General features: G+C 73.3%; 16 protein-coding genes and 2 pseudogenes. 14 read left to right on the plus strand and 4 right to left on the minus strand.

Annotated elements, in window-relative coordinates; all coding sequences use genetic code 11:
• Window positions 1-242 precede the first annotated feature (242 nt).
• The 3 genes and pseudogenes from ABT008_RS30445 to recG form a co-directional block, all read left to right on the plus strand.
• A pseudogene (locus ABT008_RS30445) lies at window positions 243-879 on the plus strand (DAK2 domain-containing protein); the annotation flags it as partial.
• A 65-nt stretch (window positions 880-944) separates the two neighbouring features.
• Window positions 945-2,102: pseudogene (locus ABT008_RS30450) on the plus strand (fatty acid kinase subunit FakA-related protein); the annotation flags it as partial.
• The gene (recG, locus tag ABT008_RS04680) at window positions 2,099-4,306 is read left to right on the plus strand and encodes an ATP-dependent DNA helicase RecG (protein ID WP_350693628.1); all 2,208 of its coding nucleotides are present in this window, start codon (window positions 2,099-2,101) and stop codon (window positions 4,304-4,306) included. The pseudogene ABT008_RS30450 and the gene recG, both read left to right, overlap by 4 nt.
• 387 nt (window positions 4,307-4,693) lie before the next feature.
• Here the strand turns inward: recG and ABT008_RS04685 are convergent, their stop codons facing one another.
• Window positions 4,694-6,196 carry a cell wall anchor protein gene (locus tag ABT008_RS04685; RefSeq protein ID WP_350693630.1) on the minus strand — a complete coding sequence of 501 codons (1,503 nt, stop codon included), beginning with the start codon at window positions 6,194-6,196 and terminating at the stop codon, window positions 4,694-4,696.
• A gap of 339 nt (window positions 6,197-6,535) precedes the next feature.
• Between ABT008_RS04685 and rsmD the strand changes: the two genes are divergently transcribed.
• From rsmD to mutM, 8 genes are all read left to right on the plus strand, one after another.
• Window positions 6,536-7,099 (plus strand): 16S rRNA (guanine(966)-N(2))-methyltransferase RsmD, encoded by a 564-nt coding sequence (rsmD, locus tag ABT008_RS04690; RefSeq protein WP_350693631.1) that lies wholly within the window; start codon window positions 6,536-6,538, stop codon window positions 7,097-7,099.
• Entirely contained in the window at window positions 7,096-7,578 is a 483-nt protein-coding gene (gene coaD / locus ABT008_RS04695; RefSeq protein ID WP_350693633.1) for a pantetheine-phosphate adenylyltransferase, read from the plus strand. The genes rsmD and coaD overlap by 4 nt, the downstream gene beginning before the upstream one ends.
• A 204-nt stretch (window positions 7,579-7,782) precedes the next feature.
• Window positions 7,783-8,280: an SPFH domain-containing protein gene (locus ABT008_RS04700; protein WP_350693635.1), complete on the plus strand. Its 498-nt coding sequence runs from the start codon at window positions 7,783-7,785 to the stop codon at window positions 8,278-8,280.
• A 200-nt stretch (window positions 8,281-8,480) separates the two neighbouring features.
• The gene (locus ABT008_RS04705; protein ID WP_350693637.1) at window positions 8,481-9,044 is read left to right on the plus strand and encodes a YceD family protein; all 564 of its coding nucleotides are present in this window, start codon (window positions 8,481-8,483) and stop codon (window positions 9,042-9,044) included.
• Between the two features lie 5 nt (window positions 9,045-9,049).
• Window positions 9,050-9,223: a 50S ribosomal protein L32 gene (gene rpmF / locus ABT008_RS04710; protein WP_091435485.1), complete on the plus strand. Its 174-nt coding sequence runs from the start codon at window positions 9,050-9,052 to the stop codon at window positions 9,221-9,223.
• 129 nt (window positions 9,224-9,352) lie between these two features.
• On the plus strand, window positions 9,353-10,306 hold the full coding sequence (locus ABT008_RS04715) for a phosphate acyltransferase PlsX (protein WP_350694066.1): 954 nt from the start codon (window positions 9,353-9,355) through the stop codon (window positions 10,304-10,306).
• Window positions 10,303-11,148, plus strand: coding sequence for a ribonuclease III (rnc, locus tag ABT008_RS04720; protein ID WP_350693639.1), 846 nt, complete (start codon window positions 10,303-10,305; stop codon window positions 11,146-11,148). Before ABT008_RS04715 ends, rnc begins: the two co-directional genes overlap by 4 nt.
• Window positions 11,141-11,998 (plus strand): bifunctional DNA-formamidopyrimidine glycosylase/DNA-(apurinic or apyrimidinic site) lyase, encoded by an 858-nt coding sequence (mutM, locus tag ABT008_RS04725; RefSeq protein WP_350693640.1) that lies wholly within the window; start codon window positions 11,141-11,143, stop codon window positions 11,996-11,998. The genes rnc and mutM overlap by 8 nt, the downstream gene beginning before the upstream one ends.
• Window positions 11,999-12,037: 39 nt before the next feature.
• Here mutM and ABT008_RS04730 read toward each other — a convergent pair whose 3' ends face one another.
• On the minus strand, window positions 12,038-12,871 hold the full coding sequence (locus ABT008_RS04730; protein WP_350693642.1) for an endo alpha-1,4 polygalactosaminidase: 834 nt from the start codon (window positions 12,869-12,871) through the stop codon (window positions 12,038-12,040).
• A 129-nt stretch (window positions 12,872-13,000) separates the two neighbouring features.
• The gene (locus ABT008_RS04735) at window positions 13,001-14,191 is read right to left on the minus strand and encodes a CAP domain-containing protein (RefSeq protein WP_502890354.1); all 1,191 of its coding nucleotides are present in this window, start codon (window positions 14,189-14,191) and stop codon (window positions 13,001-13,003) included.
• A gap of 688 nt (window positions 14,192-14,879) precedes the next feature.
• Between ABT008_RS04735 and ABT008_RS04740 the strand changes: the two genes are divergently transcribed.
• From ABT008_RS04740 to ABT008_RS04750, 3 genes are all read left to right on the plus strand, one after another.
• Entirely contained in the window at window positions 14,880-15,074 is a 195-nt protein-coding gene (locus tag ABT008_RS04740) for a hypothetical protein (RefSeq protein WP_092373577.1), read from the plus strand.
• Between the two features lie 205 nt (window positions 15,075-15,279).
• A complete protein-coding gene (smc, locus tag ABT008_RS04745; protein WP_350693645.1) occupies window positions 15,280-18,894 on the plus strand; it encodes a chromosome segregation protein SMC in 3,615 nt (1,204 codons plus the stop codon).
• Window positions 18,894-19,514 (plus strand): HAD family hydrolase, encoded by a 621-nt coding sequence (locus tag ABT008_RS04750; protein ID WP_350693646.1) that lies wholly within the window; start codon window positions 18,894-18,896, stop codon window positions 19,512-19,514. Before smc ends, ABT008_RS04750 begins: the two co-directional genes overlap by 1 nt.
• Before the next feature lie 120 nt (window positions 19,515-19,634).
• On the opposite strand, the gene ABT008_RS04755 is transcribed toward ABT008_RS04750, so the two are convergent.
• Window positions 19,635-21,341 carry an alkaline phosphatase D family protein gene (locus tag ABT008_RS04755; RefSeq protein ID WP_350693648.1) on the minus strand — a complete coding sequence of 569 codons (1,707 nt, stop codon included), beginning with the start codon at window positions 21,339-21,341 and terminating at the stop codon, window positions 19,635-19,637.
• Window positions 21,342-21,355 lie beyond the last annotated feature (14 nt).

Consider the following 21,355-nt stretch of genomic DNA (forward strand, 5'->3'; position numbering starts at 1 on the left):
GTGCTGCCCGGGCAACCTGGCCAGGGTACCCGATGGTTGAACCGGCTGCCCAATCGGCCCCGGCCCGGCCTCGGCGGCCACCCTCCGGCACCAGGACCGGCCCCACCGGGAGCCCAGCCGCCCGGCGGATCCGGCCGAGCGACACACGGGTCCGGCCAAGTGGCATGGGCCGAGTGGCACGTGGATCCGGCCGCGACGTGACACGCCCGGCGACTGTCACCCTACGCCAGTAGGCTTCCACCGTGCTGGACACCCTCGATGCCGCCGCCGTGCGCCGCTGGTGTGCCAGCGGGCTGGCCACGCTCAAGCGGCACCAGCGGGAGATCGACGACCTCAACGTCTATCCGGTGCCCGACGGCGACACCGGCACCAACCTGGTCCTCACCCTCACCTCGGCCCAGCAGGCCCTGGCGATGGATCTCGACACCGGGGCGGACGGCACCTCGACCGCGCACGGGCACGCCCTGCGGCTGCTGGCCCGGGGCGCGCTGCTCGGGGCCCGGGGCAACTCCGGCGTGATCCTGTCGCAGATCCTGCGCGGCCTCGCCGACGCGCTGGGCCCCGTCCCCGAGGTGCGCGGACGGGATCTGGCCGCCGCCCTGCGCGTGGCGAGCGACGCGGCGTACGCGGCGGTGGCCCGGCCGGAGGAGGGCACCCTGCTGACGGTGGCGTCGGCCGCCGCCGACGCGGCCGCACGGGTCGCCGACGGCGCGCTGCCCACGGTGACGCGGGCCGCCGCGTCCGGCGCGGCGACGGCCCTGGCGCGTACGCCCGAGCAACTGCCGGCGCTGGCCCGGGCCGGTGTGGTCGACGCCGGTGGGCGGGGGTTCTGCCTGCTGCTGGACGCGCTGGTCGAGGTGGTCACCGGGGAGAACCCGGTGACCTGCACGCCGACTCCCCGGCCGGTGCCACTGGCCGCCGCGCGGGAGACCACGTCCGCCGGGTACGCCTACGAGGTGCAGTTCCTCCTCGACGCCGAGCCCGAGGCGGTGCGGAAGATGCGCGACGAGTTGGACGCGCTCGGCGACTCCCTGGTGGTGGTCGGTGACGGCAGCCCGACCGGCGGGACCTGGCAGGTGCACGTGCACGTCGACGACATCGGGGCGGCGATCGAGGCGGGTGTGGTGGCCGGCCGCCCGTACCAGATCTCGGTGACCCGCTTCGCCGACCAGCGTGCCCCCGAGGCGACCCCGGCCTCCGACACCGCCTCAGCCCTCGACAACACCTTCGCCCCGGCCCCGACGCCCGGCGCGACTCCGGCCTCCGGCGCGACCCCGGCCTCGACCCCGGCCTCTGGCACGACTCCGACGCCCGGCACGACTCCGGCCCCCGGCGCAGCCTCGGCCCCCGGCGTGCCCCCGGCCCCCGGCGTGGCGCCCGACGCGACCCTGGCCTCCGAACCGGTCCCGGCGCCCGACGCGGTCCGGGTAGCCGCGCCGGGTCCGGTGCCCGACGGTCGGGGGGCCGTGGTGGTGGTCACCGGGCCCGGCATCGCCGAGCTGCTGGCCGGTGAGGGCGCGGTGGTGGTGCCCGGCAACCCGTCCACCGGCGAACTGCTCGACGCGGTCCGCGCGACCGGGGCGGCTCGGGTCGTGGTGCTGCCCAACGACCCGAAGGCGCAGGCGGTGGCGAACCAGGTCGCGGTGGAGGCACACCGGTCGGGCGTGAAGGTCAGTGTGGTGCCCACCCGGTCACCGGTGCAGGCGCTCGCCGCGCTCGCCGTCCGTGACCCGGGCCGGCGCTTCGAGGACGACGTGATCGCGATGGCCGAGGCCGCCGGGGCCTGCCGGCACGCGGAGGTGTGCCAGGCCGGCCGGGACGCGCTCACCGTCGCCGGTCCCTGCCGTGCCGGTGACGTACTCGCCCTGGTCGAGGGGGAGGTGCACCTGATCGGCACCGATCTGGTGCAGACCAGCGTCGCCCTGGTCGACCGGATGCTGGGCGGCGGCGGCGAACTGGTCACCCTGCTCGTCGGCGCGGACGCGCCGGACGGGCTGGCCGAGGCGGTGCGTACGCACATCGTCGGCCGGTGGCCCTTCGTGGAGGTGCACACGTATCCGGGCGGACAGCCGCATTATCCCCTGCTGGTAGGTGTCGAATGACCTCGGATGCGTCCACCGTGGACACGCCGCTCAAGAAGCTCGTCGGTGACCGGACCGCCAAGGCGCTCGCCGGTCACCTCGACCTGCACACCGCCGGTGACCTGCTCTACCACTTCCCGCGCCGGTACGACGAGCGCGGCGAGCACACCGACATCCGCGCGCTCGACGTCGGGGAGCAGGTCACCGTGCTGGCCCAGGTGCAGCGCACCGCGGTACGCCCGATGCGTCAGCGCCGGGGCAACCTGCTGGAGGTGACCGTCGGCGACGGTTCCGGCGGCACGCTCACCCTCACCTTCTTCGGCAACCAGGCATGGCGGGAGCGGGAGCTGCGCCCCGGCCGGTGGGGCATGTTCGCCGGCAAGGTCACCGAGTTCCGTGGCAAGCGGCAGCTCAACGGACCCGAGTACGTGCTGCTCGGCGACCAGACCGACGGGGAGGCCGCCGCCAACGAGCAGGTGGAGGAGTTCGCCGGTGCGCTGATCCCGGTCTACCCGGCGGCTGCCGCCGTACCGACCTGGGTGATCGCCCGCTGCGTACGGGTGGTGCTGGACACGGTGGAGCCGCCGGAGGACCCGTTGCCCGCCACCGTGCGGGCCACCCGCAACCTGATCGGCCTCGACATCGCCCTGCGCGAGATCCACCGGCCGTCCAGCCGCGAGGACCTGTACCGCGCCCGGCGCCGGTTGAAGTGGGACGAGGCGTTCGCCGTGCAGTTGACCCTGGTCCGTCGCAAGCAGCAGGCCGCCGCCTGGCCGGCCCGGGCCCGCCCGGCACGGCAGGGCGGGCTGCTCGACGCGTTCGACGCCCGGTTGCCGTACGAGCTCACCGGCGGCCAGCGCGACGTCGGCGTGGAGATCGCGGCGGACCTGGCCACCGCCCATCCGATGCACCGCCTGTTGCAGGGCGAGGTCGGCTCCGGCAAGACGGTGGTGGCGCTGCGGGCCATGCTCCAGGTGGTGGACGCCGGTGGGCAGGCCGCGCTGCTGGCCCCGACGGAGGTGCTCGCCGCCCAGCACCACCGGGGCATGCTCGACCTGCTCGGCCCGCTGGGGCAGGCGGGTCAGCTCGGTGCCGCCGAGCAGGCCACCCGGGTGGAGCTGGTCACCGGCTCGCTGGGCGCGGCGGCCCGGCGGCGGGCGCTCGCCGAGGTGGCCAGTGGTGCGGCGGGCATCGTGCTCGGCACCCACGCCCTGCTTTACGAGGGCGTCGACTTCGCCGACCTGGGCCTGGTGGTGGTCGACGAGCAGCACCGGTTCGGCGTCGAACAGCGGGACGCGCTGCGGGCCAAGGCCGACCAGCCGCCGCACGTGCTGGTGATGACCGCCACGCCGATCCCCCGGACGGTGGCCATGACGGTCTACGGCGACCTGGAGATCTCCACGCTGTCCCAGCTACCGCAGGGCCGGTCGCCGATCGCCTCGCACGTGGTGCCGGCCGCCGAGAAGCCCGCCTTCCTCGACCGGGCCTGGCGTCGGCTGCGCGAGGAGGTCGGCAAGGGGCATCAGGCGTACGTGGTGTGTCCCCGGATCGGGGAGGCCGACGCCAAGTCCGGCGACGAGGAGCCGCCGGAGCTGGACGACAACGGTCGCCGTCCGCCGCTGGCGGTGACCGAGGTCGCCCCGCTGCTGGCCGAGGGACCACTGCACGGGGTACGCATCGGCATCCTGCACGGCCGGTTGCCCGCCGACGAGAAGGACGCGGTGATGCGGTCCTTCGCCGACGGGGAGCTGGACGTCCTGGTGGCCACGACCGTGGTCGAGGTCGGGGTGAACGTGCCCAACGCGACGATGATGGTGGTGCTGGACGCCGACCGGTTCGGCGTCTCCCAGTTGCACCAGCTTCGGGGGCGGGTGGGCCGGGGCAGCGCACCCGGGCTCTGCCTTCTGGTCAGCGAGGCGACCGAGGGCAGCAGCGCTCGGGAGCGGTTGGACGCGGTCGCCTCCACCACCGACGGTTTCAAGCTCGCCGAGCTCGACCTGGAGCAGCGGCGGGAGGGCGACGTGCTGGGCGCGACGCAGTCCGGCCGCCGCTCGCACCTGCGGCTGCTGTCTCTGCTGCGCGACGCGGACCTGATCCGTGACGCGCGGGCGGAGGCGATCGAGATGGTCGAGGAGGACCCCGACCTGGCTCGGCACCCTGCCCTGGCCGCGTCGGTCGCCGCCCTGGTCGACGCGGACCGCGCCGAGTACCTCGAAAAGGGCTGAGTGCCCGCGCTGAGTGCCCGCGCTGAGTGCCCGCGCTGAGTGCCCGCGCTGAGTGCCCGCGCTGAGTGCCTGCGTCGAGTGCCCGCGTTGAGCACCTGCGCTGAGTGTCTGCGCTGAGTGCCCGCGTTGATCACGCTCGATCCGGGATCGAGTGGCCTCGGTGCGTCTGCGAAGGCACTCGATCCCGGATCGAGCACGACCATGGGCCGCGAGGTGTGCCGAAACCGGACGGGGGCGCCGACGCCGAGGGGGTGCCGACGCCGAGGGGGTGCCGACGCCGAGGGGGCGCCGACGCCGAGGGCGCGCCGACCGGGTGGTCGACGCGCCCTCGGACTCAGGCTTTGCCGGGGTCCCGCCTCAGTCGCGGGAGGGACCCCTCAGCTCGGCTCAGGCGGTGAAGTGGATCCGACGCCGCCGGGCCATCACGAACAGCACCGCGCCGACCGCCAGCAGGGCGATCGCGCCCGCGGCGATGCCGCCGGCCGCCGCGCCGGTCACCGGCAGGCCCGGGGGCTCCTCGCCGCCACCGCCACCGCCGCAGTCCTCGGGGGCGTAGACGACCTCGAGCTCCAGGTCGAGCTCGGGCAGGACGACCAGCGCGGTCTCCTCGTCACCGGCCTTGAAGGTGACCTTCTCCGAGGTTCCCGGCGCGACGGTCCGGGTCTCGGTCTTGTCGCCGTAGGTGAACTCCACCTTGACCGGTACGCCACCCTCCGGGTTCGAGGCGGTCAGCGCGAAGGTCTCGCAGTCGGCGTCGGTGGTGACGGTCGGCAGCGGGCAGTCCTCGGGGCGCTGCCACGTGTAGGTGCCGCCCTCGATCACCTTGCCGTCGACGAGCACCTCGATCTTGCCGGCGTTCTCGGCGGGCACCACGGTCTCGTTGTCGGCCTTGCCCGGCTCGACGGTGACCTTCTTGGACCAGCCGTTCTCGCCGCGCACCTCGAACTCCACGGCGTACCGGGAGAGCGAGCCGTCGTTGCTCAGCGAGACGGCCACCGTGCCGTCGCAGGACGAGGCGAAGGTGGAGGCCGGGGTGGTGCAGTTCTTGCTGCCGCCGTTGTACCAGCCCTGCGGGCCGGACGAGCGGTTGCCGGGCGCACCCTTCTCGCCGAGCTTCTTGTCGCCGTAGCGCTTGCCGTTCTCGACCAGCGGGTCGATGACCTCGTCCACGCCGCCCCAGATCAGGTCGACCTGGGTGTGGCAGTCCGGGACACCGACGTTCAACGCGATCTCGGTCTGCGTGCCGCCGAGGAAGTCGCTGGCCGGCGTGCCGTAGACGTACTGCGGGGTGGCGAACTGCGGGCGCGGCGCGAAGTACGACACCAGCGTGAAGTACTGCTTCGCGTCACCGCAGAGCGGCAGGTCGCCCTCCAGCTTCACGGTCGCGGTGCCCTTCGGGCCGTCGAACGTGTGGCTGTACTTGGCGTCGCTGGCGTCGACACACTTCGGCGCGGGGGCGCACGCAGCGTCGGCGGCCAGGTTGATGCTGCCCTCGTTGGTCTTCTCGCGCCGGTTGTCCCAGCGGCCCTCGACGATGAGCTTGGCGGTCGCGGTGTCGCCCGGCACCCGCTGCACGGCCTCGACGAAGCCGCCGCGCGGGATCGCGACGCCCTGGAGGTCGACGGCCTCGGCGCCCGGCACGAGCACCTGGACCTTCGTCGACGGCTCGGCCGTCACCTTCTTGATGGTGGCGGCGGTCCTGCGCTCGCTGTTGACCACCTTCCACGTGATCACCCGCTCGCCACTGAGCTGGTCGCAGACGGCGGTGGCGGTGATGGTGGTGTGGTGGGCGGCGGCCGGGGTGGCCACAGCCGCTGCTCCGGTCATGCCGATGAGGGCGGCTGCCAGGACAGCCAGCGGTCGCCGGAGCGACAGCTTGGGTCGGATCACGCGTACTCCCGGGGTGAAGAAGCGTCGGGGTCGGCACAGGTGGACGGACGGCGCCGGCGGAGGCTGCCGCGCCGGAGGAAGATGCCACCCGTGTCGATGGCCGGCGATGATATGTGGCCGGCATCGGGGCAGACCCTAGCGAGATCGTGTGGAACGGGACAGTCCTCAGCGGGGGCTAAGGATGATGTTATGAATGCGAGATCATTGATATACGGCGGGTGATGGATCGAGGGCTGTTCGCGTCCGGATCGGACAGTCGGCGGGCGCCCGGGGCCGCGTACTCGTCGCGATGGTCATCGTGTCCTCGCGTAGCGTCAGGGGCATGAGCAGGAGCGAAGGGTGACCCGGATCGTGGCCGGGAGCCTCGGTGGCCGGCGGATCGCCGCGCCGCCGGGTGCCGGCACCCGACCCACCTCGGACCGGGTCCGCGAGGCGTTGTTCAGCGCGGTGCAGGCGGAGGTCGACCTGGAGGGGGCGCGCTTCGCCGACCTGTACGCCGGATCGGGCGCGGTCGGCCTGGAGGCGCTGTCCCGGGGGGCCGCACACGTGTTGCTGGTCGAATCCGACGCGCGTGCCGCGCGGGTGATCCGGGAGAACATCGCGGTGCTGCGCGCCGGGCCCGCGGCGCGACTGGTCACCGGCAAGGTCGCCACCGTGCTGGCCGGCGGGCCGGAGGGCGACCCGTACGACGTGGTCTTCGCCGACCCGCCGTACGCGCTGCCGGACGACGGCGTCACCGCGATGCTCGCCGGGTTGGTCGACGGCGGCTGGCTCGCGCCGGACGCCTTGCTCGTGGTCGAGCGCTCCAGTCGCGGCAACCCGGTCGAGTGGGTGGAAGGCGTCACTGGCCTGCGCAGTCGCCGGTACGGCGAGACCACCCTTTGGTACGGTCGCCGATCATGAGACGTGCGGTGTGTCCCGGCTCGTTCGACCCGGTCACCAACGGTCACCTCGACATCATCGGTCGGGCCAGCCGACTGTTCGACGAGGTGATCGTCGGTGTGCTCATCAACCAGTCGAAAACGGGCGTGTTCACTGTCGAGGAGCGGATCGAGATGCTCCGCGAGGTGACCGCCTCCTACGACAACGTCCGCGTGGAGTCGTTCCGCGGGCTGCTGGTGGACTTCTGCCGGGCCCAGCAGGCGACGGTGTTGATCAAGGGCATCCGGGCGGTCAGCGACTTCGACTACGAGTTGCAGATGGCCCAGATGAACATCGGCCTCGCCGGGGTCGAGACGTTGTTCATGCCGACCAACCCGCTCTATTCCTTCCTCTCCTCCAGCCTGGTCAAGGACGTGGCCAAGTGGGGCGGCGACGTCAGCCCGCACGTCCCCGACCTGGTCCGCGAGGCGCTGAAGGCCCGCCTGACCCCGCCGTCCTGACGCGGTACGCGCCGCGACCCCGGCCGCCGTCGGTGTCCGGCGGCACCCCTGCCGCAGGTGCCGCGAAGGGGGCCGGGCGCGACGCGCCGGGGGAGGGGTGGGGTGTCGCGCGGGTGTCGGGACGACATCATTGGATGAAGCGGGAACTTGGCCGCAGCCCGCATGATGTAGGTCGGCCCGACGAACGACAGGAGTGAGGTACCGGTGGACCCGCTCGACCGCATCGACGAAATGATCGCCATGGTGGAGCAGGCGCGCTCCGTGCCCATGTCGCGCAACAACTGCATGGTCGATCGGGGCGAGATGATCGCGGCCCTGGACGAACTGCGCGCCGAGCTGCCCGCCGACCTGCGCCGCGCCGTCGCCCTGCTGGAGGAGCGGGACAAGATCATGGAGGCGGGCAAGCGGGAGGCGGACCGGATCATCAGCGAGGGTGAGGCGGAACACGCCCGCCTGGTCTCGGTGAACGAGATCACGGTCTCCGCCGAGCACGAGGGCGCCCGGATCATCGCCGAGGCGCGTGCCGAGGCGCAGCGCCTGCGCGAGGAGGTCGACGACTACGTCGACACCGCGCTGGCCAACTTCGAGCAGTTCCTCACCCGGGCGCTGGCCTCCATCGAACGCGGCCGGGACAAGATGCACGCGCTGCGTGAGATCGGCACCTTCGGCGGTGACGAGGCGGAGCGCCCGCTGCCCTTCTGACCCCACGGTCGGTACCCGCCGGTGCGGGCGTACCGCCGCCGAGCCTGCCGCCGACGCGGCCCGGTGGCCGTCCGTCCCGGCAGGTGCCGCCGCTGGCATCCCTGCCGACGCCGGGGTAGCCCAGGCCGGCCCCGGTTCGACGGTGGGCCGCCGGTGCAGGTAACCTCGTTTGTCGGCCTCTCACCGGCCGGAGTCTGACTATGCCCAAGAACTCACCCACTTCACTCGACCCCAGGTCGCCGCTGGTCCTCGACACGAGGGAGCTACCGCGCCGGCCTGGTGCGTTGCGTACCGTCAAACGGGTGGTCCCGGCACCGGCGGACCTCGGCGTGGAGTTGATCAGCGTGCCGGAGGGCGCGGACCTCGACCTCGATCTGCGGATGGAGTCGGTGTCCGAGGGCGTGCTCGTCTCGGGGACCGTCAGCGGTCAGGTCCGGGGCGAGTGCGGTCGCTGCCTGCGCGAGATCAACGACTCGGTGTCGGTGACGATCCAGGAGCTGTACGCGTACGAGAACAGCACCACGGACGTCACCACCGAGGATGACGAGGTCGGCCGGATGCAGGGAGACCTGATCGACCTGGAACCGGCGGTGCGGGACGCGGTGGTGCTCGCACTGCCGACCAACCCGCTCTGCCGCCAGGACTGCCCGGGCCTGTGCCCCGAATGTGGGGTACACCTGGACGATCTGCCGGCCGATCACAGCCACCAGCAGATCGACCCGCGTTGGGCGGGCCTGTCGCAACTGACCCGTACAGAGGAGTAAGAACCGTGGCCGTCCCCAAGCGCAAGATGTCGCGCAGCAACACCCGGTCCCGCCGGGCGAACTGGAAGGCCGCGGCGGTCGCGACCGTGGCCTGCCCGCAGTGCAAGTCCGCCAAGCTGCCGCACGCCGCCTGCTCCGTCTGCGGCACCTACAACGGCCGCCAGGTCCTCGAGGTCTGACCCGGACGCCGAGTGACGTCTCCGACCACGGGTCGGGCGACGCGCACACCCCGGCGATCGCCCGGCACTCCCGCCGACGCCGGCCGGCTCTCACCGGCCGGCGTCGCGACGGAGCCGGGCACCGCACGGATCGCCGTTGACCTCCTCGGCGGGGACGACGCTCCCGCCGTCGTGGTGGACGGCGCTCTGCGGGCGGTGCGCGCCGACCCCCACCTGCATCTGCTGCTCGTCGGCCCGACCGAGGTGGCCGGCGCGCTGATCCATGCCCTCGACCCGGCCGAACGCGCCCGGGTCACCGTTCGACCCGCGCGGACCGCCGTCGACATGGCCGACGAACTGGTCACCGCGCGCACCGACTCCACCGTCCGCGCGGCCGTCGCGGCCGTGCACGCCGGCCAGGCCGACGCGCTGGTCTCCGCCGGGTCCACCGGCGCGACCGTGGCCGCCGCCGCACTCGGGCTGGGCCGCTGGCCCGAGGTCCGACGCCCGGCGCTCGCCGCCGTGCTGCCCGCCGTCTCCGGACCGGTGGTGCTGCTCGACGTCGGCGGTTCGCTGGAACCCAGCCCGGCCACGCTGGCCCGGCACGCCGTGCTCGGCGCCGCGTACGCCGGTGCCGCCCATGGTGTCGTCGCACCCCGGGTGGGCCTGCTCTCGGTGGGCACCGAGGCGGGCAAGGGCGACCGCGCCCGCCGACTCACCGATCCCGTGCTCAGCACCGTGACCCTGCCCGCCGACGCCCGCTACGTGGGCATGGTGGAGGGGTACGACGTCTGCGTCGGCACGCGTGCCGATGTGGTGGTCACCGACGGGTTCACCGGTAACGTGCTGCTCAAGGCCATCGAGGGCGCGTACGCGATGGCCGGCGGACCGCCGCCCGGCGGGGGTGCGCCCCGGGCGGCCGCCCTGCTCGGCGTGGGTGGGACGGTGGTCGTCTGTCACGGTGCCGCCCGCCCCGACGACATCTCCTCCGGCATCGCCCTGGCCGCCCACCTCTGGCGACGCGACGCCACCGACCGGGTCGCCGCGCTGCTCGCCGGCCACCGCACCGACCGCACCACCGACACCGAGGTACGCACATCATGAGCAACGACAAGCGGCGGAGGCCCTCCGTCGGCCACCTGGAAGCCGCCTTCGGCGTGACGCTGGACCCGGACCTGCTGGAGCGCGCACTCACCCACCGCTCGTACGCATACGAGAACGGCGGTCTGCCCACCAACGAGCGGCTGGAGTTCCTCGGCGACTCGGTGCTCGGCGTGGTGATCACCACCGCGCTCTTCCACAACCATCCGGACCTGCCCGAGGGGCAGTTGGCCAAGTTGCGGGCCAGCGTGGTGAACATGCGCGCCCTCGCCGAGGTGGCCCGTGGCCTGGGCCCGGAAGGCCTCGGCCCGTACCTGCTGCTGGGCAAGGGCGAGGAGACCACCGGCGGGCGGGACAAGGCGAGCATCCTCGCCGACACCCTGGAGGCGCTGCTCGGTGCGATCTACCTCCAGTACGGGCTGGACACCGCCGCGATCGTGATCCACCGGCTGTTCGACCCGCTGATGGCCGAGTCGGCCGGACGCGGTGCCGCGCTGGACTGGAAGACGAGCCTCCAGGAGTTGACCGCCGCGCTCGGGCTCGGGGTCCCGGAATACCGGATCGAAGGCACCGGCCCGGACCATCTCAAGACCTTCACCGCCTGGGTGGTGGTGGCCGGGAACCGGTACGGCGGCGCCGACGGGCGCAGCAAGAAGGAAGCCGAGCAGCGGGCGGCCGAGTCCGCCTGGCGGATGTTGACCGCCGACGCCGAGGCGGAGTCGAGCCCGGACGAGGCTGAACCGAGCCCGACCGAGGAGATCACCGACCCGGCCGCCGAGCAGGACGCGGTGACCGTCGACGGGCGGGCCGAGACCGTCGGCGAGGTCCAGGCGCACCGTGCCTGAGCTGCCCGAGGTGGAGACGGTCCGGCAGGGCCTGGCCCGCTGGGTCACCGGCCGCCGGATCGACGTGGTCGAGGTACGGCACCCCCGGGCGGTACGGCGGCACCAGCCGGGCGGCGTCCACTTCGCCGACGTGCTGGCCGGTCGGACCGTGCTCGACGTACGGCGGCGGGGCAAGTACCTGTGGCTCCCGCTGGACAGCGGCGACGCCGTGATCGGGCATCTCGGGATGTCCGGGCAGTTGTTGCTGCAACCGGCGGGCACCCCCGACGAGGCGCACCTGCGGGTGCGGTTCCGGTTCACCGACGACGGACCGGAGCTGCGCTTCGTCGACCAGCGGACGTTCGGCGGGCTCTCGGTGAGCGAGGGCGGTGCCGGGCTGCCGGTCGAGATCGCGCACATCGCCCGGGACCCGATGGACCCGGAGTTCTCCGACGACGAGTTCGTGGCCGCGCTGCGGCGACGGCGTACCGAGGTCAAGCGCGCGCTGCTGGACCAGACGCTGATCTCCGGCGTGGGCAACATCTATGCCGACGAGGCACTGTGGCGCGCGGGCCTGCACGGGGTTCGGCCGACCGACGCGCTGACCGGTCCGGCCGCCCGGCGACTGCTCGGCCACGTCCGGGACGTGCTCGCCGAGGCGATCACCGCAGGTGGCACCAGCTTCGACGCGCTCTACGTCAACGTCAACGGCGAGAGCGGCTACTTCGACCGGTCGTTGAACGCGTACGGCCGGGAGGGGGAGCCCTGTCACCGGTGCGGTGCGCCGATCCGGCGAGAGGCGTTCATGAACCGCTCCTCGTACAGTTGCCCCCGCTGCCAGCCGCGCCCCCGGGGCTCGCTGCGCGGCTGACCACGAGTCGGCGCGGCCCGGTCGGTGCGCGGGTCCGGTTCACGGTGCCGGGCAGGGCAGCCGCCAGGCGTCCAGGGCGCGGTTCTTGCGGATGGAGGCGAAGCCGTAGCCGACGCTGGTGACGCAGAAGTCCGCCGTGTCGCCGGTGTACTCGACGTGGAAGACCGGCTTGCCGGCGTCGACGAAGGGCAGCAGCTTCTCGCATCGCGCCAGCCGTACGCACTCCTCGTCGACCGCGAAGTCGAGGTCGGGCGCGAGCGCGGCGACCTGCGGCAGAGCATCGAGCAGGCCGGGGGAGAGGTCGAGGGTGCGGGCCAGCGCCGCCACCTGACGGTTGAACCGGAGCTGGTGGTCGAAGTCCAGCGGGAACCCGGAGCGCTGGGCGTACCCGTCGGCGTCGGCCAGCAGCACCGCGCCGAAGCCCTTGCCGCGGCACAGCCGGAACCGGTCGGCCAGCACCGGACGCAGCACGTCCCACCGGCGTACGTCCAGCCAGGTGCGGTCGGTGCCGGTGGACGTGGCACCGCGTACCTCGGCCGGGTACCGGCCGGCGTCCGGATCGTCGGGGTGCACCGACCCGACGTACACCTGGCAGACCAGTCGGGTGTCGCGGGCACGGAGCGTGGCGGTCTGCGCGGCGGTGGTGCGGACCGGGTCGAGCACGAACACGTTCGCCGGGACCGCCGGGTCCAGCTCGCCGTGCAGTTGCCACTGCCACTGCCAGTGGCGCGCCGAGGCCGCCGGCCAGCTCGTGGGCGCGCCGGGCGGCGGGCGCGGAGGTCGGCAGGCGACCGTGGCGGCGAGCACCGTGAGCGCCAGTCCGGCCGGTAGCACCCGGCGTACCCACCGCGTCCGGCCCACCCCGATCCGCATCGCCGTCTCCGCACGTCGCGGGGCGGCGTCAGACCGCCCGGGTGAGGTACGCCGACGCGTACCTCACCCGGTCAAACGAGGACAGACCCGATCAGGACTCGCAGTCCGGCCGGGACCGGCGTCGCGGCCTCAGCGTGGGGCGGCGAAGACCTGCGTCCAGTACGGCCCGTTGCCGCTGGCCACCCCGACGCCGATCTCGGTGAACGCGCAGTTGAGGATGTTCGCCCGGTGACCCTCGCTGTTCATCCAGGCGTCCATCACCGCAGCCGGGGTGCGCTGGTTCCATGCCACGTTCTCGCCGTAGGTACGCCAGGTGTAGCCGACCCGGTCGATCCGGTCCCCGGGACTGCTGCCGTCGCTGCCGGTGTGTGACATGTTCTGCGTGTCGGCCTGGTCCTGGCTGTGCCGCTGGGCGGCGGTCATCAGCTTGTCGTCGATGCTGAGCGAGCCGCAGCCCTCCTTGGCCCGCTCGACGTTGACCAGCCGGACGACCTCCGCCGCCTGCGAGGTGGCACCCGAGGAGGGGGTGGCGCTGGGCGTGCTGGCGCGGTTGGGGCTGCCCTGCCGGTCGGCGTTCTGCCGCGAGGGCGCGGTGGTGCGCGCCGCCGCCGGAGTGGGACTGCTGCTGGCCCGGCTCGGCGACGGCGACGGTGACGCGCTGCTCGGCGAGACGCTCGGGCTCGGGCTGGGACTCGGGGAGTCGGTCGGGTCGAGCGCCAGGTCCGGCGTCTCGTCCGCCAGGGCCGGCGCGGTGGCGGCGGGGATGTCGGCGGCGGTGCGGTCGGTCGGCTTGTCGTCGCCGGGCAGCGCGAGGGCGGCCACGCCGATGCTCACCACGAGGGTGGCCGCTGCGGCGGCACCGCCCAGCACCAGCGGGCGCCGCCACGTGCGTCGCTCTGCGCGATCGTCGGGGGCGGCCGGCTCGTCCGGCTGGTCGGCGGTGCCCCCCTGCTCCGCCGGCGGGCCGTACCGGCCGTGGTCGGCGGTGCCACCGTACGGGCCGGCAGCCGCCCCGTACCCGCCCTCGACGGCCGAGTCGTACCGGTCGCCGACCGGGCCGTACCGGCCTTCGACGGTCACGTCGTAGCGGCCCTGGTCGGCCGTCGCCCCGTACCTGCCCTGGTCACCGGTGGCGTCGTACCGGCCGTGGCCGGCGGTCGGGGCGTACCCGTCGTAGCGGTCCGGGGCCGGGAAGCCCGACGCGGGCCCGGCCGGAGCGTCGTACCGCCGGGTGTCCCAGTCGGCGCCGTGGTGGTCGGCCTCGGGTGCGGCGTGCCGAGCGGGCCGGTCGGGATCGGCCGGTGCGGGCCATCCGGGGATGTCCCGCCCGCCGGGTCCGTCCGGCGTCCAGCCACGGCCGGTCGGCTCGTAGTACCCGGTCTCCGGCTCGACGGCGTGGTGGTGCTGACCGGACCGCCGGTCGGTGTCCTCCGACCGGCCGGAGTACGCGGCGTCCGGTTGCCACTGCTCGGTCGGCTGGTCGTCGTACCACCGGTCGGTCGAACTCCCCGGTTCGTCACCGAAGAGGTAGGCCGACCTCGGTGCGGGACGGTCGGTCAACCAGGCCGGGTCCTCGGTCGGGGAATCCGGTCGACGAGGGTCGCCCTCCGGGTCGCGCGGGTTGTTCCAGCCGTGCACGCCTGTCGCCTCCACGGGTCGGGTACGGGCCGAGGTGACGCTACGTGTCGCCCCTGGGGGCAGCAATCCGGCTAAGGAAGAGTTAAGGGGACCCTGTACATCCGGGTGAGGTAATCGACCGAACCGGCGCGTAGAGTCGAGGCGTCCGGACAGAGCGTGTCCGCGCCTCGTGGCAGCCGCCGGTGACCGGTCGGGCCGACGTCGAGATGATCTACGGCCTGCGAGAACTTGACGAATCAGGGGCTCCCGGCTCAATATGTATGTGTCGCCAGTCGCGCCCGGCCATGCCCAGAATTCGTGGGAGTGGTAGTCGCGTACACCAGGGCGCGCGTTGGCCGGCCTCTCCGGCAGCGCATATCAAGGAGTCAAAATGGCGAAGGCCCTCTATGGCCACGTAGGTGCGGCGCCCGACCGGCGCCTGCTCGACGAGGTCACCCGACTGCGTTCCAGGGTTCAGTCACTGGAGTTCGAGGTCACCCGTCTGCGTGCCGAGAACGATCGGCTCGCGGCGGCCGCGGCGGAGGCGGACGATCTGCTCCGTCTGGCCGAGCCGGCACTGACCTGACCCACCTGGTCGCCACAACCGAATAGCACCACCGCACAGCAGCGCGCCGACACGATGTGTGCCGGCGCGCATCTCTGCCCGGCCCCGGACGCCGGCAGAGGCGGGTCGCGTGGGGTGGGCCACCCGCTGCCGGGTTACTCTGCGGGTTTACCAGGGTCCGCGCAGCCGGGCGACGGTACGGCGGCCACCGGACGAGGATCGGGACGTGCATCTCAAGAGCCTGACGGTGAAGGGCTTCAAATCCTTCGCCTCCGCGACGACGCTGAAGCTGGAGCCGGGGATCACCTGCGTGGTGGGCCCCAACGGCTCCGGCAAGTCCAACGTCGTCGACGCCATCGCCTGGGTGCTCGGTGAACAGGGCGCGAAGGCCCTGCGGGGCGGCAAGATGGAGGACGTCATCTTCGCCGGCACCGCCGGTCGGGCCCCGCTCGGCCGGGCCGAGGTGACGCTGACCATCGACAACACCGACGGCGCCCTGCCGATCGAGTACACCGAGGTCTCCATCACCCGCCGGATGTTCCGCTCCGGCGAGAGCGAGTACGAGATCAACGGCGACTCCTGCCGGCTGCTCGACATCCAGGAGCTGCTCTCCGACTCCGGCATCGGCCGGGAGATGCACATCATCGTCGGCCAGGGCCGGCTCGACGGCATGCTGCACGCCAAGCCGGAGGACCGGCGGGCGTTCATCGAGGAGGCGGCCGGCGTCCTCAAGCATCGCAAGCGCAAGGAAAAGGCGCTGCGCAAGCTCGACGCGATGCAGACCAACCTCAATCGGCTCACCGACCTCACCGCCGAACTGCGCCGCCAGCTCAAGCCGCTCGGCCGGCAGGCCGAGGTGGCCCGCCGGGCCGCCGTGATCCAGGCCAACCTGCGGGACGCGCGGCTGCGGCTGCTCGCCGACGACCTGGCCACCCTGCGCACCACGTTGAACAAGGAGATCGCCGACGAGACGGCGCTGCGCCAGCGACGCGAGCAGGTGGAGGCCGAGCACGCCGAGGTGCAGTTCCGCCTCGGCGAGTTGGAGGAGGCGCTGGCCTCCGACGCGCCGCTGCTGGCCGCCGCGCAGGACACCTGGTACAAGCTCTCCGCCCTCCAGGAGCGGTTCCGCTCGATCGAGCAACTCGCGCTGGAACGGCTGCGGCACCTCAGCGCGACCCCCGACGACGAGCGTCCCGGCCGCGACCCGGAGCAGTTGGAGGCCGAGGCCGAGCGGGTCCGCGAGCAGGAGGAGGAGCTGCGCGCGGCGCTCACCGACGACCAGATCCGGCTCGCCGAGGCGGTCGAGCACCGCCAGGAGCTGGAACGCCAGCTCGCCGCGGCGGAGCGGGAACTGGTCGCCGCGGCGAAGGCGATCGCCGACCGGCGGGAGGGGCTGGCCCGGCTCACCGGGCAGGTGAACTCCGCCCGCGCCCGGACCACCAGCGCCGGTGAGGAGATCGAACGACTCGCCGCCGCGCACACCGACGCGTTGGCCCGTGCCGAGCGGGCGCAGGCCGACCTGGACGCGGTCGCCGAGCAGTCCACCGAGGCGGACCGCGACAACGCCGACCTGGACACCCGGCACGCCGAGGCGGTCGGCGCCCAGGAGAAGGCACAGGCCACCGTCCGGTCGCTCACCGACGCCGAGCGGGCGGCGGAGAAGGACGCCGCCACCTGGAAGGCGCGGGAGGAGGCGCTCGCCCTGGGCCTGCGTCGCAAGGACGGCGCCGGCGCGCTGCTGGCCCGCGCCGACCAGGTGCCCGGTCTGCTGGGCGGTCTCGCCGGCCTGCTCACGGTCGCCCCCGGCCACGAGGCCGCGCTGGCCGCCGCGCTCGGCGGGCTCGCCGACGCGGTCGCGGTCAGCGGGGTGGACGAGGCGGTCGAGGCGATGCGCCTGCTGAAGATCTCCGACGCCGGGCGGGCCGGCCTGCTCGTCGGCAGCCCGGCCGGGCCGGGGATGTCCGGTTCGGCCGACGCGCTGCGTCCCAAGCTGCCCGACCGTGCGCACTGGGCTCCCGACCTGGTGGACTGCGACGCCCAGATCCGTCCGGCGGTGCACCGGGCGCTACGCGACGTGGTGCTGGTCGACGATCTGTCCGCCGCGGCCGAGGTGGTCACCGTCAACCCCGAGCTGCGCGCGGTCACCCGGGAGGGCGACGTCGTCGGGGCGTACGCGGCGGCCGGTGGCTCGGCGAAGGCCCCCAGCTACATCGAGGTGCAGGCGGCGGTCGAGGAGGCCCGGGCCAACCGGCTCACCGCCGAACGGAGCAGTGCCGACCTGCGCGAGCAACTCGTGCAGGCGCGGGCCGAGGTGGCCGCCGCCAAGGAGGTGGTGCAGCACGCCGCCGCCGCCAAGCGGGAGGCGGAGAGCCACCGCAACGCCGCCGCCCGCCGCCTGGCCGAACTGGGCGCCGCCGCCCGGTCGGCGAAGGCGGAGACCGACCGGCTCGGCGAGTCCCGGTCGCGTGCCGAGGCGGCCCGGGAACGGGACCTGACCGCCCTGGCCGAGCTGGAGGAGCGGCTGCGGCTGGCCGAGGCGACCCCGATCGACGCCGAACCGTCCACCGAGGAACGTGACCAGCTCGCCGCGATGGTGCCGCAGGCCCGGCAGAACGAGATGGAGGTCCGGCTCGCGGTGCGTACCGCCGAGGAGCGGGTGGCTTCCATCGCCGGGCGGGCCGACTCGCTGCGCCGGCAGGCCGCCGCCGAACGGTCCGCGCGGGAGCGGGCGGCGGCGCGGCGGGCCGCGCGTACCCGGGGCGCGGGCATCGCCCGGGCGGTGGCCGGCGGCGCCCGGGCGGCACTGACCCGGCTGACCACCAGCATCGCCCGGGCCGAGGAGCACCGCGACGCGGTGGCGCGGGAACGGGCCACCCGCGAGGCGGAACTCCAGGAGGTGCGGGCCGCCGCGAAACGGCTCGGCGGTGAACTGGACCGGCTGACCAGCCAGGTGCACCGGGACGAGGTGGCGCGGGCCGAGCAGCGGCTGCGCATCGAGCAGTTGGAGGCCAAGGCGGCCGAGGACTTCGGCCTGACCGTGGAGACGCTGATCGCCGAGTACGGCCCGGGCCAGCCGGTGCCGCCGACCGAGGCCGAGGTGGCCGCCGCCGAACGGGACGGCCTGCCGGTGCCCGAGCCGGTGCGGTACGAGCGACCGGTGCAGGAGAAGCGCGCCGCCAAGGCGGAGCGGGAACTGACCCTGCTCGGCAAGGTCAACCCGCTCGCGCTGGAGGAGTTCGCCGCGCTGGAGGAGCGGTTCAAGTTCCTCTCCGAGCAACTGGAGGACCTCAAGGCGACCCGGCGTGACCTGCTCACCGTGGTCAAGGACGTGGACGACCGCATCCTGGAGGTCTTCGCCAGCGCCTTCGCCGACACCGCGCGCGAGTTCGAGCAGGTCTTCGAGGTGCTGTTCCCCGGTGGTGAGGGCCGGCTGATCCTCACCGAGCCGGACGACATGCTGACCACCGGCGTGGAGGTCGAGGCCCGCCCGCCCGGTAAGAAGATCAAGCGGCTCTCGCTGCTCTCCGGCGGCGAGCGGTCGCTGACCGCGGTGGCGATGCTGGTGGCGATCTTCCGCGCCCGGCCCAGCCCGTTCTACATCATGGACGAGGTCGAGGCGGCGCTGGACGACGTCAACCTGGGTCGGCTGATCACGCTGATGGCCCAGTTGCGGGAGAAGAGCCAGCTCATCGTCATCACGCACCAGAAACGGACCATGGAGATCGCCGACGCGTTGTACGGCGTGACCATGCGTGGCGGGGTCACCCAGGTGATCAGTCAGCGGCTCAACCGGGCCGACACCGACGACGAGCGGCACGGCCGCGGCGAGGAGAACGGGTAGTGGCTCGGGAACGCGCGACGGCGCTCCTACTGGACTTCGACGGCGTACTGCGGCGCTTCGATCCGGCGGTGGCCGCCGGGGTGGAGCGTGAGTACGGCCTCACCGAGGGGGTGCTCGGCGAGATCGCCGAGCACTGGGAGCTGCTGCAACCGGTGCTGACCGGCCGGGTCGGCCACGCCGAGTGGGTGTCGAGCGTGTCCGAAGCGCTGGCCGACTCGGCCGGTGGCCCGCAGCGGGCCCGGGCCGCCGTCGAGCAGTGGCAGCGCTACCGGGGCGAGGTCGAGCCGGCGGTGCTCGACTTCGTCCGCGAGATGCGGGGCCGGGGCATCCGCGTCGGGCTCGCCACCAACGCCACCGACCTGCTCGACGAGGACCTGGCGACGTTGGGGCTCGTCGGCGAGCTGGACGTGGTGGTCAACTCCTCGGTGGTCGGGGTGCACAAGCCCGCCCGCGAGTACTTCCAGGCCGCCTGCGAGGCCCTGGAGACCGCGCCCGGCCGGGTGCTCTTCGTCGACGACGAGGACCGGGCGATCAGCGGCGCCCGGGTGGCGGGACTGTCGGCGCACCGCTGGAGCGGCCCGGCGGACCTGCGCTACCTGCGAGCGGCGTTGGCGGCCTGAGCCGGTTCGGTGGTCACTCGCCGGTGACGCCGTCCGCCTTCCCGCACTGTGCCGCGCCGTGACCCGTTGTTAAGAGGGGGCCCTTTCTCTACCGCAGGCGTTAACAGGGGGCCCTTCCTTTCACGGGGTGAGCCGCTGCCGAGCCACCTCGCGCAGGGTGCCGTCGCTGCTGGTGCCCTCGATCACCACTTCCGACCCACGGCCGGCGTTGGTCAGCGTCGACACCGCGTTGCCGAAGTACGGCCCGGCCAGCTTGCGCCACTTGATGAAGGAGCGGCGTACCCCGGCCGTACGGGCCAGGGCGCGGGCCGCTCCGGCCGGACCGCGTGCCCAGCCCATCCGCATCACCGGTCGCATCCCGGCCGGCACCTGGTTGTGGATCGGCGAGCAGGTGAGCTGGTGGACGGGCGTGCGGACGTCCGGGTCGGCGAACCGGACCCGGGCCACGTACGAGTGGTGCACGTCGCCGGAGAGGACGCTGATCGACGCCGGAGGCGGGTACGCCGGCCCGGCGCCCTTGCGCTCGTCGGGCCCGCTCGGTGTGCCGGTGCCGAGGCGGGCGAACAGCTCGGCGAGGCCCTCGAAGGAGCGCCGGAACGCGCCCCAGTGCTCCAGGTCGAGCGCGCGGCGCAACTTCTCGGCCAGCCCGGCGACCCACGGGCGGGACGAGTCGGCCAGCTTCTCGTTCCACGCCTCGACGTGGTGGATGCCGGGCGGCAGCAGCCAGGGCAGCGAGGTGCCGACGACCAGGTGGTCGTAGCTGCCGTGCGCCTGGTCGACGAACCAGGCCCACTCGGCGGCCGGCAGCATCGTCCGGCGGCCGGGCACCAGCACCCGGCTGCACCGGCTGTCCAGCATCACCAGCCGGGTCCGGCCCAGGTCGAGCGCGTAGCTCCACTGGTACTGCACGGCGCTCCAGCGCTCGGTGTCGTGCGACAGGTCGGCCTCGGTGTCGACCCGCGCGCCGAACTCGCGTAGCACCTCGGTGGCGTCCTCGGACGCGCGGACCTTGGCGTAGACCGGGTCGGCGTCGATCTCGTCCGGGGACAGGTTGCCCAGGTGCTGGTAGACCCAGTACGACGCCAGTCCGCTGGTGATCCGCTCGGCCCACCAGGGCTGCTCGCGCATGTCCGCCCGCCAGGACGCCGAGGTGTTCCAGTCGTCGATGATCTCGTGGTCGTCGAAGATCATCACGCTCGGCACGGTGGAGAAGAGCCAGCGGATCTCCGGGTCGCTCCACGACTCCAGATAGAGCTTGGTGTACTCGTCGAAGCTGACCACCTGGTCGCTGGGGGCGTCCTTGGGACGCCGACGCCGACGCCGCAGCAGCCGCTTGATGGTGGGCGAGGTCTCGTCGGCGTAGACCTGGTCGCCGAGGAGCACCACCAGGTCGGGCAGGGCCGCCGGATCGGGGTCGTCCAGCACCCGCCGGGTGTACGCGTCCAGCGCGTCCGGCGGGAGCTTACGGGTGGTGGCGTGCTGGGTGGTCTCCCGGCAGGACCCGAAGAGCAGCCGCACCGGCTGGTCCCGGTCGTCCTCCGCGCGGGTGCGGATCACGCTGGGCGGGAAGCGGCTCTCCGGCGCCGGCCAGGCCACCACGTCGTCGATCAGCACCTCGTAGGTGGTGGCGCTGTCCGGGGTGAGCCCCTCCACGACCACCAACGCGTAGTGGTGCTCGTACGCGGAGAAGGTGTCGGCCGTGCCGGCGGCGCCGCCCGCCGTGCGGACGGTGACCGTCGCGGGGGCCGTGGTCTCGACCCACACGGTCGCCCGGGTGCCGACGACCCGCCGGAGTAGCGGACCGATGAGCAGTCGGGCAGTGGGCATGGGGAACCTCCGAG

Origin of the sequence: Micromonospora sp. NPDC002389 (genome assembly GCF_040296095.1) — a bacterium.
GTDB lineage: Bacteria > Actinomycetota > Actinomycetes > Mycobacteriales > Micromonosporaceae > Micromonospora.

Coding starts and splice junctions, on each gene's coding strand:
- recG (WP_350693628.1), top strand. CDS start 2,099: ATGACCTCGGATGCGTCCACCGTGGACACGCCGCTCAAGAAGCTCGTC.
- coaD (WP_350693633.1), top strand. CDS start 7,096: ATGAGACGTGCGGTGTGTCCCGGCTCGTTCGACCCGGTCACCAACGGT.
- ABT008_RS04705 (WP_350693637.1), top strand. CDS start 8,481: ATGCCCAAGAACTCACCCACTTCACTCGACCCCAGGTCGCCGCTGGTC.
- rnc (WP_350693639.1), top strand. CDS start 10,303: ATGAGCAACGACAAGCGGCGGAGGCCCTCCGTCGGCCACCTGGAAGCC.
- ABT008_RS04730 (WP_350693642.1), bottom strand. CDS start 12,871: ATGCGGATCGGGGTGGGCCGGACGCGGTGGGTACGCCGGGTGCTACCG.
- ABT008_RS04740 (WP_092373577.1), top strand. CDS start 14,880: ATGGCGAAGGCCCTCTATGGCCACGTAGGTGCGGCGCCCGACCGGCGC.
- ABT008_RS04755 (WP_350693648.1), bottom strand. CDS start 21,341: ATGCCCACTGCCCGACTGCTCATCGGTCCGCTACTCCGGCGGGTCGTC.